Origin of the sequence: Tunturibacter empetritectus, from assembly GCF_040358985.1 — a bacterium.
GTDB lineage: Bacteria > Acidobacteriota > Terriglobia > Terriglobales > Acidobacteriaceae > Edaphobacter > Edaphobacter empetritectus.
Map to the genome: position 1 here is coordinate 857,527 of NZ_CP132932.1, position 17,750 is coordinate 875,276.

Sequence of the window (17,750 nt, forward strand, 5' to 3'; positions counted from 1 at the left end):
CCCGAACAGATGACCCACCCCACTCCCGGCAGAATCGAAACCATCGTAGGCCCCATGTTCTCAGGCAAATCCGAGGAGCTCATCCGCCGCCTCAAACGCGCCCGCATCGCCCGCCAGCGCGTCGCCTGCTACAAGCCCGACATCGACCTCCGCTACCACCGCACCTCCATCGCCAGCCACAGCTCCCAGATCCACGAAGCCTGCACAGTCACCAACGTGGAGCACCTCAAAGCCTCATTATTGCCTCAGTTAGACGACATCGACGTCATCGGCATCGACGAGGCCCAGTTCTTCGACGACACCATCCTTCCCCTCACCGTAGAGCTCGTCCACCTCGGCAAACGCATCATTCTCGCCGGCCTCGACACCACCTTCAACGCCGAGCCCTTCGGCCCCATCCCCGCCCTCATGGCCATCGCCGACGAGGTCACCAAGCTCTCCGCCGTCTGCATGGTCTGCGGCGCACCCGCCATCCACACCCAGCGCTTAGGCCAAAGCCAGGAGCTCGTCCTCGTAGGCGCCGCCGGCCTCTACGAAGCCCGCTGCCGCACCCACTTCGAGCCCTTCCTCGACGACCAACACTCCGAACAACTCGAACTTCCCACCGTCGCAACGCCTCTCTAAGCAAGCAGAAACACCGAACAGGAACGCTCTTCGCGAGCATGATAAAAAGAAGCGACCTTTCCCGGAGATATCACGTTGAGCAAAAAGCAAGAAAGAATCCTCACTGGCATCTTCCTGTTCTTCGTCTGTGTGCAGCTAGCCCATTTCGTGCACAGCGGGTGGTATACGTACGCGCACACCGCGCGGGTCCCAAGACCACCAAAGGGTGAGACCTTTCGGATTGCGCTTCCTGTTCTGATCAATACGACCACCAAGATCTTTCATCTTGCCGACACGTCCATTACTGCCGCCGCGTTCGACTTGATAACAGGGTTCTCTGCACTCTACCTCCTGTATTTGATGACCGTCGATCTCCCATTGGAAGAGCCGGACCGACCGAAGGACAGAGCGCTGAAGATCCTCCTCTTCCTGGCGATCATTCAATTTCCACTTGCTTGGGTCGTTCCCTGGCAACGGCCGGAGACCATGCCTTCCGCTCTCTTCCTGGCGTTCTCTCTCTTCTGTCTAGCGAAGATCGAAAAGAATCGGATGTGGGCGCTCCCGCTTCTGGCTGCAGCCCTGATTCAAACCTTCGTTCGGACGGACGTACCCCTTATCTTTGGGATTGCGACCGCCTTCGTTGGCCTCTTGACCCTCGTCAAACGGGGATCGCAAGGTAAATTCCGCGCGAGCCTGGACTACATCGTTATCGGCAGTCTAATCGCCCTCATCGCTGCAGGGATTCAGGTTTACCTGCACATCCTCTATCCACAGGACCGCCTGGACATCCAGTTCTGGCCCAATTTTGGCTTTCACAATCTCGAGATCCTCACCATCATCTTGGCGCCGTTCGTCTCATTCGCACTCTTGTTGATCGTCTATCGGCCTTCTCTAACTGCCGTGGAAAAAGTGGCGATTGGGTCTGCTCTTCTCTATCTCCCGATGTACTTCACGTTCGGCCTCGCCTCCGAAGCGCGCATCTATGTGCCCTTCCTGCTAATTATGTGCATGGTTTTCGCCAGGGTATCGGCATCTTTCCTGAGCGCCCGATTCGACTCCGCCACCTGAAACGCAGCGTGACGAACATCCATCCGCCGGCGGCCTCAAGCTGCTAAAAACGCCTTCCACCGATGCTGGTCTCAGTGCTTCGAAACCATCTCCATCACGTCCTTGCGCAGCGCAGCCAGCCGGCCGAGCATAGTACATATGCCCCCAGGATACCTTTACTTCCAGGCGGCGAGCAACGAAGGCGATTGAAAACGTGTAATCCGAGGGCCACGGTGCCATAGAAACGATGGCGCGTGCCGAAATCTTACCGGTGGGCTCTGCGCCAGAAGTGCGACGGCCGCAGATCGGATAGCGCGAGCGAGGTATAGTCCCTAACTGTGTAGCCTGCAAATCGGAAGTCGTTGGGGCGTGAGTGTGGCAGGTGCCAGCTAAGGGAATAGAAGGCAACAAACAGGACAGTCGCTATGTTGGTTTGCCAGACCTGGGTGCGGGATGCGCGTTGGCGTTCGTCCGCCTCGCGTTCAGATGGATCAGATTGGCGAATGTTTTCAATCATCATCAACAGCAAGGCGATGGCGAATACGCCGATGTAAATCCAACGACCCCAATCAATCGTCATGTAAAGCAGCACGCCGATTGCACAGCTGGTTAAGGCAATCATCGAGAGCAATATCTTCAGCAAGGGCCTGCCTGCTTTCCATCTCCAAAGCGCGGCGAATGCCATGATCAATGGCACAGAGGCTAAGAGCGTACAGACTAGATATCGACGGTTGTAATGCCACAGCGGGTGCTCATAACGAGCCTCGGCGCGCTCTTCCTGGAGGGTCAGACCGATCTGCGCTATTTCGCCCCTGCATGGTGCAGGGAGGATTCGTTCTTCGACGTTGTAGCCCAAAGATGCGCAAATCCGCCGTGTAGTGTTTGAGTCGCCATGATGCGTGAGCGTCAACGCCAGCATGCAGAACATGCAGATGAGAGGACACATCAGGACGTTGAGCAAGCGTCGGCTCAGCCCGAATTCAATGGCGAGCGCGGCGAGGACCAATCCGCCGTAGAGTATGGGCGCGTCATGGCTCAGAATGCAGATGGCGACGAAGACTGTCGTGTATGCGCTGATCCACGCGTCACGTATTGAACCGCGGAGGAGGACGAGAATGAGCAGACCAAGACCAGCGAGGAGAATGGTTTCCTTTCGGAAGCCGCTCGGATACTCCTCCAGCTGAAAGGCCAATGTTGCCGGTGAGACCAGTACCAGTATCATCCAGAGCTTAAGGCGCAGGCCAATCAACAAGCGATAGAAAGAGTAAAACATCGCTGCGTAGCACGCGAGCTGCATGATGAGAACGAAGACGTCCGGCGACACGTGCATCAGTTGCCCGAGACGAAAAGCTGCTTCGCCCGGTAGCCCTCGACGGACGAAGCCACCTTGATAGTTCACCAGCCAGTCGCCCATGGACCAGATGTTTCTCTCGCGCATCTGCTTGATTCCGATGAGAGCGGTTGCCGTGGCAATCACAGTGACGTAGAGAGAAATCCACGGGCGGAAACGTTCAGATGGGCGGAGCCTGTTCATGTAATCCTCACAGCTCGCGAGCCAAGCTGAAGCAACGATTGATGTTTTTAGAAATTGTAGTTTAGCCGCATGCAAGGCGCCACAAATGGTCCTGGATTGTGCTGTGATGGCTCAAGAGTGAGAGCAGGCGGCCCGTCCGGCAGGACCCCCTTCAATGCTTCGACACCATCTCCATCACATCCTTGCGCAGCGCCAGCGAGCTAGCCGGCCGTGCATAGTACATATGCCCCCCAGGATACTCATGCACCTGCACTCGCGTCGGATCACCCATCGGCGGAATCTGGCTCACCGTCAACACCGAACCCATAAACGGGCAGGATAGGTCCGCCCATCCATGCGCAATCACCACGCGCAGCTTCGGATCGGTAGCCACCGCAACCCTCAGATCCGTCGCGGAAGCCGACCCCGAAAACGCCCCATTGCGTCCGCTGTTATCCCACATCCTGTTCACATCGAACGACAGCGCGTTGTAACTAGCATCCGTCTTCCAGCCAACCGTCCGGGTCACAAAATCCACCATCGCGGTTGTCGTTGGCGCAATAATGCTCAACAAAATGGGGTCCTGAGTCTCCTGCGTCGGGTTATAAGGAAACGGATCGTAAGCCGTCACATTCGGGTCATACCGGCTGCCCAGCTTACCCGTCTCCCGAAACTCCTCACGCAAAAACGCCTGCGTCTCCAGCCGTCCGCCGGACTGCTTCACAAACGTCGGATCAAGTCCCGTCAGCTCCGTCACCCTCTTCACCAGACGAGGCGTCGCCGCAGGATCGCTGTTGCCCTTCATCAGATCCACCGCATACTCCCCGCGCGTGTAGTCGATCACTCCGGCCATACTCTCATTCGTCAACTTGCCCTGCCGCTCATAGTTCGCCGCGACGATCGAAGGCAACGTCATCATCCACGGAACCGGCGAGATATCCGGCGAACCACCCTGAGGAGACAACGCCGGCGAAACCAGCACCAGCCCATTAACCGCAACCCCGGTCTGCGACTGCAGATAAGCCGTCAGCCGCGGTCCGCGGTACCCCCCGTAGCTCTCGCCCACAATGTACTTGCGAGACTGCAGCCGCCCGTTCTTCACCAGCCAGTCGTAGATATTCCGCGAGAGATACGCAATGTCCTGGTCCGGCCCATAAAACTGCTTCTTCGACTCCTCCTCCGACACCAGCGAACGCGAAAACCCAGTCCCAATCGGGTCGATAAACACCAGGTCCGTAAAGTCCAGCCAGGTCCCCGGATTATCCATCAACGTCGCCGGATCCGAAGGACTCTGCCCCTCCGCACCGAACGCCACTCTCTTTGGCCCGATCGCCCCCAGGTTCAGATACACCGAAGCCGCGCCCGGTCCCCCGTTGAACGCAAACGTCACCGGCCGGTCCTTACCCTCAACGACATAGGACGTATAAACCACCTCGCCGCTCAGAGCGCCTTTGCTGTCCCGTACCGGCAGCGTGCCCACCGTCACGGTATAGTGCAGCGTCTTGCCCTCAAGCTGCATGGTCTGCTCTACATGCGCGTCCGCCGGAAGAGGAGGCAACGTCGCTGACATTCCCGACGTAGTCGCAGGCTTCGCGTCGGCAGGCTTGGCATCCGGCGCGGCTTGTGCAACAGCAGAAAGAGGAGCCACTGCGAAAAAACCACTAAGAAGGCATGAAAAAATAACGAACTTCGACAGGGACGCGCACTGCGTTGCAATCATGATCCAAATTTTACATAGTTGTTCCCATCCAACACGCAACCCAAACAAATACTTCGGTATTCTCATCACGTAGCCGATTCGGAGAATAGAGCCCATGCGCAACATCCTCGCCATCACCCTCAGCCTTCTCGTTGTTCCCGCCCTCATCGTCCCCGCCTTCGCCAAGCCAAAGAACATCGTTATCGTTCCCATCAAGACCGGCACCGGCGAAGATGCAGGAACCGCCACCTTCAGCCCCTCGAAGAAGGGCGTTCGCATCAAGCTCGACCTCAAGAACCTCCCCGTAGGCGAGCACGGCGTCCACATCCACGCCAAAGCCCTCTGCGACGCACCCGACTTCAAAACCGCAGGCGGCCACTTCAACCCCGAAAACAAGCAGCACGGCTTCCAGAACCCCATGGGCCACCATGCCGGCGACCTGCCAAACAACGTCACCATCGGCGAGGGCCACCTGGGCCAGGCCATCTTCAACGTCAACTATCTCTCGATGGACCCCGCGGCGGCCAACAGCATCCTCGCCAACGGAGGAACCTCCATCGTCATTCACGAGAAAGCCGACGACATGAAGACCGACCCCTCCGGAAACTCCGGTAATCGGATCGCCTGCGGTGTCATCTCCGCCCCAACCCCTTAGCCCGCATTCACTGTCCATCTTTGAACAAACCGGGACGCCCATGCGTATAGCAATCCATGGGCGTTCTGCAAATGGCGATTCCGACAGTGAGCCGGTACACGGCGCTCAAGTACCCGGTGCGCCGCCTGCCTCGAGTCCCGGCACAGCCCGTTACTCAGCGTGCCGAAATCCTTCAAGTCCAACAACAAATCAATCCATCCCCCGCTCCACGCGGTACACTTCTCCCACCGACAAAATCACTTGAGGCGAAGTTGGAGCGTACCCCACAACAGGATGCGGCACAGGAAGCAGCGCAGGAAGCCCTAGCCAAACTGGTACGCCAGTGCATGGCTGGCGACTCCCAGTCCTGGCAGCAGCTCGTCGCCTCTCAGCATCGCCGTATCTACGCCATCTGCTACCGTTTCACCGGCTCAGGTACCGACGCCGAGGACCTCACGCAAGAGGTCTTCCTCAAGCTCTACAAGAACCTCTCCAGCTTCGATACCCAAAAAGGCAGCTTTCAGACCTGGATCACCACCCTGGCCCGTAATCTCCTGGTAGACCACTTCCGCCGGACCCGCCTCGAGCGTGCCTCCGACTCCCTCGACGCCACCTTCGACGGCGAAGAGGACGGCCCTACCATGGCCGATCGGCTCGCCGACCCCCGGCCCTCCCAGGAACACCACGTGGCCGGCCTCGAACTCAAAGTTCGCGTCCAGCACGCGCTGAAACAACTCTCCCCAGAGCTTCGCGAAGCTGTTATTCTGCGCGATCTCGAGGATATGGATTACAAAGAGATATCACAGGTTCTTCGCATACCCGAAGGAACCGTAAAAAGCCGCATCAGCCGCGGTCGCGGGGAACTGGCAAGGCTTCTGCAACGTATAGAAAGTTAGTGAACATAGTGCTAGAGAGAGAGGTGGTTTAAAGTGGCAGACTTCAACCAATTCGGCAGCGTCAAACCAGGCGCACCCGGAGATCCTCAGCACTGCGCGCAGTGCGAGGCCATGCTCGCCGATGCCCTCGACGGCACCCTCTCCACGGCAGACCAGGCCACCTTCGACACCCACATGATCGGCTGCCCTGGCTGCGCCACCCTGCTCGCCGACGCCCAGCGCGGAGCCGCATGGATAGAGATGCTCAAGTCTCCCCGCCCCGAGCCTCCCGCCTCCCTCTTTGAGAGCATCCTCGCCCAGACCAGCGGCAAGACCGCCCTCGGCCCTGCCAAAGAAGACCAGCCCCCCATCGTCCTCGGCCGAACCGACTACCTGCGCACGCCCAATACCCTCCCCGGCCATTCGTCCCTGCTTCCCTCCGTTGGTGGAACGCTCCCTGCCAGCCCCTTCGCCTCTGCCAAGGTTCTTCCCTTCCGCACCCGGGTCGCCTACGGGCTTCGTTCTTTCGGCCAGACCATGCTGCAGCCTCGTCTTGCCATGACTGCTGCAATGGCCTTCTTCTCCATCGCCCTCACCATGAACCTCACCGGCATTCGCCTCGGTCAGCTTCACGCCAGCGACCTCAAACCCTCCAGCATCATGCGTAGCTGCTACGAGGCCAAGGCCAAGGTAGTCCGTTACTCCGACAACCTCCGCGTTGTCTACGAACTCGAGTCCCGCGTCCGCGATCTGCAGCGCTCCTCCAACGAAGACGGAGCAGCCGGATCGTCTGGATCAACCACTCCAGCCAACCAGAACGACTCCTCCCAGCCGAACAGCAAGCCTGCGGGCGCTCAGCCGGATAATCCGGATAGTCCAAAAGACCAGAAGCCCGGCCAGAAAAACGACCAGAAGAACAGCCCCAAACCCAACCCTGGCTCCAGCCGCCGCGAAACTCCCGGCGGAAATGTCCAGCTAGTAGCGTCTGTCAGTACCCGGGCCCCTCTCCCCTTCCAGTCTCAAGATTTTGTTGTCTTTACTCCCAGTCTCATTAAGTCGGAAGGGGGATTGGTATGACTTGCGCAAACCATCCTGATCGTGAACGTGTTGCTTTTTGCCAGAACTGCGGAAAGCCACTCTGCCAGGAGTGCACCCGCACCGTCGGCTCTGCTGTCTTCTGCGAACCCTGCCTCGTCGCTAAACTGGCCGGTGCCGCTCCACCCGCTGGCGGAACCTACGCTGCCGGCCCCGCAGGCACGTCTTACCCCTACAGCGCAAGCGAAGCCGGTGCGAACTACAGCGGCGTCATCCCGCCTTCTGTGCCCCCAGGCGCTCCAAACCCCGGCCTCGCCGCTCTTCTGGGCTTTATCCCCGGCGTTGGCGCCATGTACAACGGCCAGTACGCCAAGGGCGTCGTCCACCTGGTCATCTTCGCGATCCTCGTCAGCCTCTCCGACCAGCACGGCATCTTCTTGTTACTAGTCTTTGGCTGGGTGGCCTATCAGGTCATCGAGGCTGGCCACACCGCCAAAGCCCGCCGCGACGGCACTCCCCTCCCCAATCCCTTCGGCCTCAATGATCTCGGCGAGCGCCTGGGCTTCGGAAAATCTTGGCCCGGCTCCGGCCAATCATCTGCTGCAGCCCCCTTCATCCCGCAGGGAACAGCCGACCCCACCTCCGACATCCCCAACTCCCCGTCAGGCAGCGCCTACACTCCACCACCCTCCGGCTATCCGCCGCAGCAACCTGCCTCCGCTGCCTGGGGAACTCCCTGGGAGAACTATGCCACCCCACCCATCCCTCCAATCCCGCCCTACGGCACACCGGACTACCCGGTCGATCCCAACCTTCCGCGCAACCGCTTCCCCTCCGGCGCCCTCTGGCTGATCGGCCTTGGCTGCATCTTCCTGATCGGCAACGCCGGCCTCTTCCACCACTTCCCCATCCACCGTATCGTGCCCTTCTTCCTGATCGGCCTAGGCGTCTGGCTCTTCGTCCACAAGATGACCGGTACCGGCAACGGCCTCTCAGACGACGGCACCCCCGCCTACCAGTACCGCCTCTTCAGCGCACTGCGCGGCTCCATCTGGGTCATTCTCGTCGGTGTCCTCTTCCTGCTCGACTCCTTCGACATCCTCTCCTGGTCCCACAGCTGGCCGCTCTTCATCATCGTCGCCGGTCTCATGGCCGTCTTTCAGCGCACCTCCTTCAACTCAGCCGCAGCCGTAGCCTATCCCTATGGGGTTCCTCCGGCCTCCCCGATCACTCCGCCCCCACCGGCCACTCCGAGCACCAGCATCGTGCCCTCCAACCAGCACGATCAGGAAGGGAGCTAGGCCATGGGAAGCTATCCTCCTCCACCCTACCCACCACCCCCCGGCCCTCCCTACGGAGGCGACTGGAAGTATCAGCGCCGCGTCCTCAAAGAGCAGGCCCGCGCCCAGCGCGACATGGCCAAAGCCCAGCGTGACGCCTATCGCTACCAGGCTCGCAGCCTTCGCCGCAGCTCCATCCTCGGCCCTCTGCTCCTGATCACCATCGGCATCCTCTTTCTTCTGGTGCAGACCGGCCGCGTCGCAGCGCACAGCCTCTGGGACTGGTACGCCCGCTTCTGGCCCATCCTGCTCGTCGGCGCCGGCATCATCATGCTCCTCGAGTGGGCCTACGACCAGTACATGCAGTCCGATGACACCCAGCCACGCTATCGTCGTCGTCTTGGCGGCGGCGTCTTTACCCTGCTCCTGATCCTCGGCATCACCGGCATCGTCTTCAGCAGCGTCCGAAATGGTAACGGCCACAGTTACATGCTCAACGGCCTGAATCTCAACCAGGACAATCTGGACGAGTTCCTTGGCGATAAGCATGAGAGCGACCAGACCCTCTCGCAAACCTTCCCCGCCAACAGCGGCTTCACCGTCGACAATCCTCGTGGCGACATCTCCATCTCCGGCACCAGCGACGACAACCAGATCCATATCGCCGTCCACAAAGCCGTCTACACCCGGTCCGACTCGGACGCCGACAGCAAAGCACAAAAACTCAGCCCAACCCTGACCAGCACAGGAGACAGCCTGGCGCTCTCCATTCCAACCATCGACGGAACCCGCGCCGACCTCACCATCTCCCTCCCCGCGAGCGCGCCCCTGATCATCACCGCCAATCACGGTGACGTGCACGTCAGTGCGATCAAAGCCCCGCTTCAGGTCACCGCCAACCACGGCAACATCGAGCTCACCGGAATCACCGGCCCCGTCGTCACCCACGTCAACAACAGCGACTCCGACCTCTCCGCGCACAGCGTCTCCGGCCCCCTCACCATCCAAGGCCGCGGCCACGACACCACACTCTCTGACCTCACCGGCCCCGTCACCATGAGCGGAGACTTCTTCGGCACCACGCACTTCGAGCGCATCCGCGGTCCCATCAAGTTCCACACCAGCCGCACCGACCTTCAATTTGCCCGTCTCGATGGCGAGATCGATATCAGCCACTCCGACATCTCCGCCAGTGAGGCCGTCGGCCCCTTGACCCTCACCGCAGGCAATCGAAACGTCACCCTCGACCGAATCGCCGGAGACGTCACCGTCACCAACCGCAACGGCTCGGTCGACCTCACCAGCGCCCCTCCTCTCGGCAATGTCACCGTCGAAAATCGCAACGGCTCCGTCAACCTCACCCTGCCCGAGCAGGCAGGTTTTGCCTACCAGCTCGACGCCACCAACGGCGATATCGAAAGCGACTTCTCCGACATCAAGATTCCTGACGGCGGACTCCAGAAGAAGACTGTTAGCGGCACCTCAGGCAAAGGCGGTCCGCTCTTTCACATCTCTACCAGCCAGGGCGACATCTCCTTGAAGAAGGGGAGCGTCATGCCCCTGCCACCTCTGCCGCCCATGCCTAAGATCACCGTCATGCCCCTTCCGCCTCTGTCTCCCATGATGCCTCCCGAGGCTCGCCAGGCTATTCAAGACGCGAAGCAGGAGGAACGGGAAGGCAAGCAAGAAGCAGAACAAGCGAAGCGCGAAGCCAAGCAGGAAGCTGACGAAGCGAAACGCGAAGCAAAGCAGCAAGCAGACGAGGCGAAGCGTGAAGCAGATGAAGCCAAACGTGAGGCCAAACAAGCCGCTGACGAGGCCAAACGCGAAGCCAAGCAGCAGAAAGATCAAAACCAATAGTTCCTGTGACTGCTAACGGCACCCAGATCAGATGCCGGATCAGCTCACTGCACCAACCTCAACGCTTCGCCGCAATCGAGACCGGAGTTGATGCCCGAACTCCATACGTATCGGCAAAACTGCGCTGGTTAATCCCCAGGCTCAACCGGCCGCGCGAATCAATGTAAGCCAGAGGCTTCCCCACCGCCACATCACTAAAGGTCTTCACAAACGGCAGCTGGTAGAGATGATCGCCCACCTGCACCGGCACGACATCCCCTACGCGATACCCAAGCTTCGCAAACGTCTCTGCCGGCACATTCAGCACCAGGTTTCCAAACGGACCATCGGTCCCGATCACCTCCCCATGCAGGCCTGACGCATCCACCACGGCGCTACGAAGACTGAGCCTCACCAGACTCGCCACCTCCACCGCGGGTCCAGCCTTGGTCCAGTCATCGCCCCGCGCAAGATGCGCCCCTGCCGGAGAAAAGATATCCCTGCCATGAAAGGTCGAAGAGGTCTTCGCCCCGATCATCCACTCCGGGTTGGTGATCTGTCTCACTCCGTCAATTCCATCCCGATCCTGCACCAGCGTCAGCAGACCATTATCCGGCAGCACAAAATACTGCCCCAGTTTGGAATGGGCGATGATGGCCTTGCGCGTACTTCCCACCGTAGGATCGATCACCACAACAAACACCGCATCCTTCGGAAAGTAAGGCGAAGATCCCGCCAGAAATCGCGCACCCTGCGCAATGTCGTAAGGCGTAGCCTGATGCGTAATGTCGATAACCTGCACCCCAGGCGCAACTCCATTCATCACCGCCTTGCAGATCCCGACAGCATCATCCTTCACATCGAAGTCCGTCATGAAACCAATCGTCCGCAGCACAGTTCCACCAGCCCCAGCAGGTCCAGCGGAGCTACTCTGTGCCGAAGCCTCGCCGACAAAACTCGTCCAGAAAAGACCAGCCGCAAACAACAGAACAAAAACCTTCTTGAACAAATCGAGTCGTCTCACCGACAGCCTCACAGAAATGAAATAGGATCTCTTCAATCATACCCAGCCCCCGCCGTCCACTTGCAAGCGGACGGCGGCTCTGCACCGTCTGGCTAACCAGGCTGGTAATTATCAGGAGAGCGTCAGTCACGCACAGATCGCCGTGCAACCCCGGGCAATTTCACGCTGTATCTGGTGAACGATAGCCAAGGATTTGCCATTGCGGTGACTGCATGAATGGGGCACCCAAGGTTGTGGGTTGGTTTTATGTATGGGCCACCCGCCACCCGCCCCGCGTTCGATTACTCTAGGTAGGTGACACGGAGTGATTGATGAAAGTAGAAACGAAGCTGAAAGAACAGTTTAAGGATCGCCTACTAGTTTGGTCAGAGGCGAGCCTCGGAGTCAAGTTCGACAATTTGACTCAGTTTCAGCGTTCTCGACAGATGATCAGTTTCTTTGTTCAAGAAGTTTTGGAAAAACTGTTTCCTGGAATTGTGCCCGATGACGAAGGGGAACTGGAGAGCTGCATCGTCGATGGTTCTGGTGATGGTGGCGCAGATCTCCTGTATAGGACTGATGACGGACAGGTGCTCGTCATCCAAGCCAAATACCGTGGCAAAGATGCTTCCGAGTCCGCTGAGTCCGTCGGACGCGTGTGCGACGTTCTCGAGCGCCTATATCTTGCAACTCAAGGGAAGCAGGAGAGCCTTCATAAGGATTTAATTGAGTTAGCCAACCAAATCGACTGGGAGGAAGATACTTTTAGGGTATATTTCATCACCACTGCGCGAACGGGAGACAGCGTTAAAGATCGCGTTAAGCAGGGTTTGGTTCAAATCGCCGAGCTGCCTGACTTGGGCGACCGCAGCGAGTTTAGATATCTGGATCAATCCCTGCTGAATCAAGAACTCCGCGAGGCGATTTCTTCAGCTGATTTTTCCGATCGCCCTATCGTTATTCCTATGATTGCGGACTCCAATGAAAGTCCGTGGTGTCACTTCGAGGGGGAATATCGGGAGCTGTATATCGGTGAAGTAAGCGGAGCTATACTTGCCTCAATTTTGCAAAAACACAAAGCTAGTCTGTTCACAATGAACATTCGAGACTACGTTGGCGACTCAAAGACTAACAAACAAATTATTAATACGGCTCTGGCTGATCCATCGAATTTCGAGTACTTCAACAATGGGGTGACGGCGGTCGCTGGCAAGATTGTGCCTGATCGGGACGCCGGGACGCTAACATGCGACCGAATGTCGATAATCAATGGAGCGCAGACCGTTAGATCTCTTTTGGCGGCGATCAACCGTCCTGGCGGTACGACACACAAGCCTGTCAGTTCCGTCAGAGTGCTTTTCCGACTGATGTCATTCGGTTATCCAGCAGAAGTACCATTCGTAAACGAGGTGACGAAGTACAACAACACTCAGAATGCGGTCAAGGTTGCCGATTTTAGGAGTAACGACGAAGTACAGAAGGATATGGCTCGCAGGTTTAGTAACCTCAATCTCGGCGGACGGAAATACGAGTACAAGAACAAACGCAGTGACAAGAAACGAAACTCCATCGCCATCACCCTTGAGGAACTAACAAAGGCCGTTTTTGCTTTCCAATTCGGCCCGGACGACATGTGGGGTGGAACAAACAAGTTATTCGATGCATCGGCCACAGGCCTTTATAAAAAAGTATTTGTTAGCCCGGATAGTCCGTTGACCGAGTCTGAGTTCAATCAAATATCCGGTACATTTTTAGTCTGCAATGAGATCAAGAAACTTTGGGAGGAGTACCGTAAATTTTTGCGCTCTAAGCAGATGACGATGCCCCCAGCGTTGGAACGGAAGGGCCTCATCTACTACGCTGTCGGAGAGTTAGAGCGCCAGAGTTACGCTAAGCAGGGCTGGAACCTAGATCACGATCTAGGTAAGCTAACCAAGCCAAACTCGTGGCTGACCGAGGCAGATACCCCTCCAAGGCATGCCATTCTAAGAGCATTTGAAATTTCCATTAGGGTTCTGAGCCAACAATACGACTCAAAGAAGAAGAATGACTCCGGCTTCAAACATCGAAATTGGTTCCGGGATCAGGAAACACTTCGAGCCATCAATGAGGGTTTGGAGTTGGCGCTAGAATTCGGTGTCCCACCCCGGATCTGGCCATAAAATCGTTTGTCACTACTCTATGGCGACAGATTTTGCCAAGTTTCTGGGTTGGTCTACGTCGCAGCCTCGGCGGACAGCTATGTGGTAGGCGAGGAGTTGGAGTGGGACTACTTCGAGGATGGGGAGGAGTAGCTCGGGGGCCTGGGGGATGGATGTAGAAGGTCTGCTCGACAAGCTGGCTGATCTCAAGTGTCACCTTCGATGGCGATGACTCGGCTGGGTGCCCACCTAAACGATCGGGTGCCCCATCCTTCGCACTCCTGCGAAGGGTGGGATGTAGAATCTCAATCGATGAGTGGTTCAGTCACTGGCCGAATGCCTCACCCAAAATTCGGACCTACACTTCAACCCGACTTCACGATCTCCAACAATGGGTGGCTCAGTCATCGCAAAGATGGTGGGCGGCGAGATGACGCGCTACCTGGTCGACTACCTGAATCCGACAAGCAGCTCCTCCACTCTCAACGACCACAATTAACACCATCATGCAACCACGTATCGACCACATTGCAACCACGATCTTGCAGCAAGAAAATGCCCCTCTCGTCGCCAGAAAGCCTGAAGATTCCAGCCTGAGAGCAGCACTGATCCCCATAATTATCTGAAATCAACCACAACTCACCACAAATGCCGAAGACTGTTTTTATCCACAGCCAATTGGTCGGTCCTCTGCTCTTGACTTTCCCCACCTGCAGAAGCATGGCTAGCGCTTCAGCACGGCTGGACCAGGCAATAAAAAAGCCCCATCCTCGAAAGGATGGGGCTCTGTAATATGCCGGCGATCACCTAATCTCCCACACACTTACGCGTGCAGTACCATCGGCCCAACGAGGCTTAACTTCCGTGTTCGGGATGGGAACGGGTGTGACCCTCGCGGTAAACTCACCGGCAAACTTTAGAAATCTCGCTCTCGCGATCTTCCACAACTGAATAGATTGGGATTAGACGTTTGTTGCTTTTACTGCGTATCTTCCAAAAGATATAACTACAAAGCTTGTATTGAATGACTCCAGAACAGTGGACTCGTAGTTATTTTTACGGTTTATCAGTCACTGCGCAGAGTAAATTCTATGGACAAGCCGAACGGGCGATTAGTACTGGTAAGCTACATGCATTACTGCACTTCAACCTCCAGCCTATCAACCTAGTGGTCTTCTAGGGCCCTTCATTTCCCTTTTGGGTTGGGAGATCTCATCTTAGAGCGTGCTTCCCGCTTATATGCATTCAGCGGTTATCACAACCGAACTTCGCTACCCAGCCGTGCCCTTGGCAGGACAACTGGAACACAAGAGGTTCGTCCATCCCGGTCCTCTCGTACTAAGGACAGCCCTCTTCAAATCTCCTACGCCCACAGCAGATAGAGACCGAACTGTCTCGCGACGTTCTGAACCCAGCTCACGTACCACTTTAATCGGCGAACAGCCGAACCCTTGGAACCTTCTACAGCTCCAGGATGTGATGAGCCGACATCGAGGTGCCAAACCGAAGCGTCGATATGAACTCTTGGCTTCGATCAGCCTGTTATCCCCGGCGTACCTTTTATCCGTTGAGCGATGGCCCTTCCATACAGAACCACCGGATCACTAAGGCCTGCTTTCGCATCTGCTCGACTTGTAGGTCTCGCAGTTAACCACACTTATGCCTTTGCACTCGACGGTCGATTTCCAAACGACCTGAGTGTAGCTTCGCGCGCCTCCGTTACAATTTAGGAGGCGACCGCCCCAGTCAAACTACCCGTCTTACTATGTCCCTCTCCCAGATAATGGGAGCAGGTTAGAATCACAACAACCGCAGGGTGGTATCTCACCGTTGGCTCCACCGAACCCAAAAGTCCGGTATCAAAGCCTCCCACCTATCCTGCGCAGCAGTGGCCGTAACTCATAGTAAAAGTATAGTAAAGGTGCACGGGGTCTTTTCGTCTAGCTGCGGGTAACCGGCATCTTCACCGGTACTACAAGTTCGCCGAGCAACTCGTTAAGACAGTCGAACGATCGTTACTCCATTCGTGCAGGTCGGAACTTACCCGACAAGGAATTTCGCTACCTTAGGACCGTTATAGTTACGGCCGCCGTTCACCGGGGCTTCAGTTCAAAGCTTCGAGCTTGCGCCCTAACCTCTCCCTTTAACCTTCCGGCACCGGGCAGGAGTCAGCCCCTATACGTCGTTTTTGACTTTGCAGAGACCTGTGTTTTTGTTAAACAGTCGCCGTTCGCGTTTCACTGCGGCCCCTCTGGGCTTGCACCCTGAAGGGCGACCCTTCTCCCGAAGTTACGGGTCTAATTTGCCGAGTTCCTTAACAAGCTTTCACTCGAGCGCCTTTGGATATTCTCCTCGTCTACCTGTGTCGGTTTGTGGTACGGTTCCCAATTTCTCTCCTTAGAGGTTTTTCTTGGCACCATGAAATCAGCAGCTTTCAGCCATTCGGCTTACTGCTTTACGCCTCACTGTTAAGACTCTCCGGATTTGCCTAGAGAATCCAGCTTACGCGTATCGAACACCATAGCCATATAATGTCCTGCCTATCCTTATGCGTCACCCCATCGTAATAACGAAAAACTGGGAGGTCCGGAATATTAACCGGATTTCCATCGCTTACGCCTTTCGGCCTCAGCTTAGGGACCGCCTAACCCTGAGCGGATTAACCTTCCTCAGGAAACCTTAGACTTTCGGCGTGAAGGGTTCTCACCTTCATTATCGCTACTTATGCCGGCAGGGTCTCTTCTGTAATGTCCACGCATCTTCCCAGTTGCGCTTCATCCACGACAGAATGCTCTCCTACCACGCACACCTAATGGTGTGCATCCGCTGCTTCGGTATACAGTTTTAGCCCCGTTGTATTGTCGGCACCGGACCGCTTGACCAGTGAGCTATTACGCTTTCTTTAAAGGATGGCTGCTTCTAAGCCAACCTCCTGGCTGTCTGAGCGTTCCGACTTCCTTTCCCACTTAACTGTAATTTTGGGACCTTAGCAGGCGGTCTGGACTGTTTTCCTCTCGACTGTGAAGCTTAGCCCCCACAGTCTGACTCCCGGGCTGGTTGTGATCGGCATTCGAAGTTTGATTAGATTCAGTAAGCCGGAAAGCCCCCTAGTCTATCCATGTCTCTACCACCGATCCAAATCACCCGAGGCTAGCCCTAAAGCTATTTCGGAGAGAACGAGCTATAACGGAATTTGATTAGCCTTTCACCCCTACCCTCAGCTCATCCGAGCTTTTTTCAACAAACACCGGTTCGGTCCTCCAGTGAGTGTTACCTCACCTTCAACCTGGCCAAGGGTAGATCATCCCGCTTCGCGTCTATTCCTGCCAACTTATCGCCCTATTCAGACTCGCTTTCGCTGCGGCTCGCTCACGCTTAACCTTGCTGACAAGAATAACTAGCCGGCTCATTATGCAATAGGCACGCGGTCAGACATTCCCTTGCGGGCATAGTCCTCCCACTGCTTGTAGGCACACGGTTTCAGGTACTTTTCACTCCCCTCAATGGGGTGCTTTTCGCCTTTCCCTCACGGTACTGGTTCACTATCGGTCAGAAACGAGTATTTAGCCTTACGGGATGGTCCCCGTGGATTCAAGCAGGGTTTCTCGTGCCCCGCCTTACTCAGGTACCTGCTTCGAGTCTGGATCGCTTTCGTCTACGGGTCTGTCACCCTCTTTGGATCTCCTTTCCAGAAAATTCGACTAGCAACCAGATTGGTAACTCTACTTTTGCAGGCCCTACAACCCCCGAACTACCGAAATAGTACGGGTTTGGGCTGTTCCGATTTCGCTCGCCACTACTATCGGAATCGAGGTTTCTTTCTCCTCCTGGAGGTACTGAGATGGTTCACTTCCCTCCGTTCGCCTGTTCCAACCTATTAATTCAGTTGGACATACCCAGGTTTTACCTGGGTGGGTTTCCCCATTCGGAAATCTCCGGATCAACGCGTGTGTGCCGCTCCCCGAAGCTTATCGCAGCTTGCCGCGTCCTTCATCGCCTGTTTCTGCCAAGGCATCCACCGTGCGCCCTTAGTAGCTTGACCATAGAATTTACTCGCACGCAGCAGAGTGACAACCTCTGC

General features: G+C 56.7%; 12 protein-coding genes and 2 rRNA genes. 8 read left to right on the forward strand and 6 right to left on the reverse strand.

All coding sequences use genetic code 11. The annotated features are described in order from the left end of the window. Positions 1-9: 9 nt before the first annotated feature. Both RBB75_RS03570 and RBB75_RS03575 read left to right on the forward strand, forming a co-directional pair. Positions 10-624 carry a thymidine kinase gene (locus tag RBB75_RS03570; protein ID WP_353069550.1) on the forward strand — a complete coding sequence of 205 codons (615 nt, stop codon included), beginning with the start codon at positions 10-12 and terminating at the stop codon, positions 622-624. 75 nt (positions 625-699) lie between these two features. Next, positions 700-1,671, forward strand: coding sequence for a hypothetical protein (locus RBB75_RS03575; RefSeq protein ID WP_353069551.1), 972 nt, complete (start codon positions 700-702; stop codon positions 1,669-1,671). 244 nt (positions 1,672-1,915) lie between these two features. Here the strand turns inward: RBB75_RS03575 and RBB75_RS03580 are convergent, their stop codons facing one another. Both RBB75_RS03580 and RBB75_RS03585 read right to left on the reverse strand, forming a co-directional pair. Continuing rightward, positions 1,916-3,184 carry a hypothetical protein gene (locus RBB75_RS03580; protein ID WP_179639363.1) on the reverse strand — a complete coding sequence of 423 codons (1,269 nt, stop codon included), beginning with the start codon at positions 3,182-3,184 and terminating at the stop codon, positions 1,916-1,918. A 151-nt stretch (positions 3,185-3,335) separates the two neighbouring features. After that, the gene (locus RBB75_RS03585) at positions 3,336-4,811 is read right to left on the reverse strand and encodes a S10 family peptidase (protein ID WP_353069552.1); all 1,476 of its coding nucleotides are present in this window, start codon (positions 4,809-4,811) and stop codon (positions 3,336-3,338) included. A 166-nt stretch (positions 4,812-4,977) separates the two neighbouring features. Here RBB75_RS03585 and RBB75_RS03590 point away from each other — a divergent pair, with 166 nt between their 5' ends. The 5 genes from RBB75_RS03590 to RBB75_RS03610 are packed head-to-tail and all read left to right on the forward strand — an operon-like array spanning position 4,978 to position 10,546. Then, positions 4,978-5,517, forward strand: a complete 540-nt coding sequence (locus RBB75_RS03590) for a superoxide dismutase family protein (RefSeq protein ID WP_353069553.1) — start codon at positions 4,978-4,980, stop codon at positions 5,515-5,517. A 56-nt stretch (positions 5,518-5,573) separates the two neighbouring features. Then, positions 5,574-6,392 carry an RNA polymerase sigma factor gene (locus RBB75_RS03595; RefSeq protein ID WP_353069555.1) on the forward strand — a complete coding sequence of 273 codons (819 nt, stop codon included), beginning with the start codon at positions 5,574-5,576 and terminating at the stop codon, positions 6,390-6,392. 33 nt (positions 6,393-6,425) lie between these two features. Beyond that, positions 6,426-7,448, forward strand: coding sequence for an anti-sigma factor family protein (locus tag RBB75_RS03600; protein ID WP_179639367.1), 1,023 nt, complete (start codon positions 6,426-6,428; stop codon positions 7,446-7,448). Beyond that, complete coding sequence (locus tag RBB75_RS03605) at positions 7,445-8,707, forward strand: B-box zinc finger protein (protein WP_179639368.1); 1,263 nt, start codon at positions 7,445-7,447, stop codon at positions 8,705-8,707. Before RBB75_RS03600 ends, RBB75_RS03605 begins: the two co-directional genes overlap by 4 nt. Positions 8,708-8,710: 3 nt before the next feature. Then, positions 8,711-10,546 (forward strand): DUF4097 family beta strand repeat-containing protein, encoded by a 1,836-nt coding sequence (locus tag RBB75_RS03610; RefSeq protein WP_353069558.1) that lies wholly within the window; start codon positions 8,711-8,713, stop codon positions 10,544-10,546. Between the two features lie 58 nt (positions 10,547-10,604). Here RBB75_RS03610 and RBB75_RS03615 read toward each other — a convergent pair whose 3' ends face one another. Next, positions 10,605-11,549, reverse strand: a complete 945-nt coding sequence (locus RBB75_RS03615) for an SAM hydrolase/SAM-dependent halogenase family protein (RefSeq protein WP_353069560.1) — start codon at positions 11,547-11,549, stop codon at positions 10,605-10,607. 311 nt (positions 11,550-11,860) lie between these two features. Between RBB75_RS03615 and RBB75_RS03620 the strand changes: the two genes are divergently transcribed. Continuing rightward, positions 11,861-13,690, forward strand: a complete 1,830-nt coding sequence (locus RBB75_RS03620) for an AIPR family protein (RefSeq protein ID WP_353069562.1) — start codon at positions 11,861-11,863, stop codon at positions 13,688-13,690. 12 nt (positions 13,691-13,702) lie between these two features. On the opposite strand, the gene RBB75_RS03625 is transcribed toward RBB75_RS03620, so the two are convergent. The 3 genes from RBB75_RS03625 to RBB75_RS03635 all read right to left on the reverse strand — a co-directional run bounded on the left by RBB75_RS03625 (position 13,703) and on the right by RBB75_RS03635 (position 17,711). Then, entirely contained in the window at positions 13,703-13,864 is a 162-nt protein-coding gene (locus RBB75_RS03625; protein ID WP_353069564.1) for a hypothetical protein, read from the reverse strand. Positions 13,865-14,463: 599 nt separating this feature from the next. Then, positions 14,464-14,580 (reverse strand): 5S ribosomal RNA (rrf, locus tag RBB75_RS03630). A 180-nt stretch (positions 14,581-14,760) separates the two neighbouring features. After that, positions 14,761-17,711, reverse strand: a 23S ribosomal RNA gene (locus tag RBB75_RS03635). Between the last annotated feature and the right edge of the window lie 39 nt (positions 17,712-17,750).

What these genes read in the sequence shown, in the direction of transcription:
- RBB75_RS03570 (WP_353069550.1), top strand. Translation starts at nt 10, where the DNA reads ATGACCCACCCCACTCCCGGCAGAATCGAAACCATCGTAGGCCCCATG.
- RBB75_RS03580 (WP_179639363.1), bottom strand. Translation starts at nt 3,184, where the DNA reads ATGAACAGGCTCCGCCCATCTGAACGTTTCCGCCCGTGGATTTCTCTC.
- RBB75_RS03590 (WP_353069553.1), top strand. Translation starts at nt 4,978, where the DNA reads ATGCGCAACATCCTCGCCATCACCCTCAGCCTTCTCGTTGTTCCCGCC.
- RBB75_RS03595 (WP_353069555.1), top strand. Translation starts at nt 5,574, where the DNA reads ATGGGCGTTCTGCAAATGGCGATTCCGACAGTGAGCCGGTACACGGCG.
- RBB75_RS03605 (WP_179639368.1), top strand. Translation starts at nt 7,445, where the DNA reads ATGACTTGCGCAAACCATCCTGATCGTGAACGTGTTGCTTTTTGCCAG.
- RBB75_RS03610 (WP_353069558.1), top strand. Translation starts at nt 8,711, where the DNA reads ATGGGAAGCTATCCTCCTCCACCCTACCCACCACCCCCCGGCCCTCCC.
- RBB75_RS03620 (WP_353069562.1), top strand. Translation starts at nt 11,861, where the DNA reads ATGAAAGTAGAAACGAAGCTGAAAGAACAGTTTAAGGATCGCCTACTA.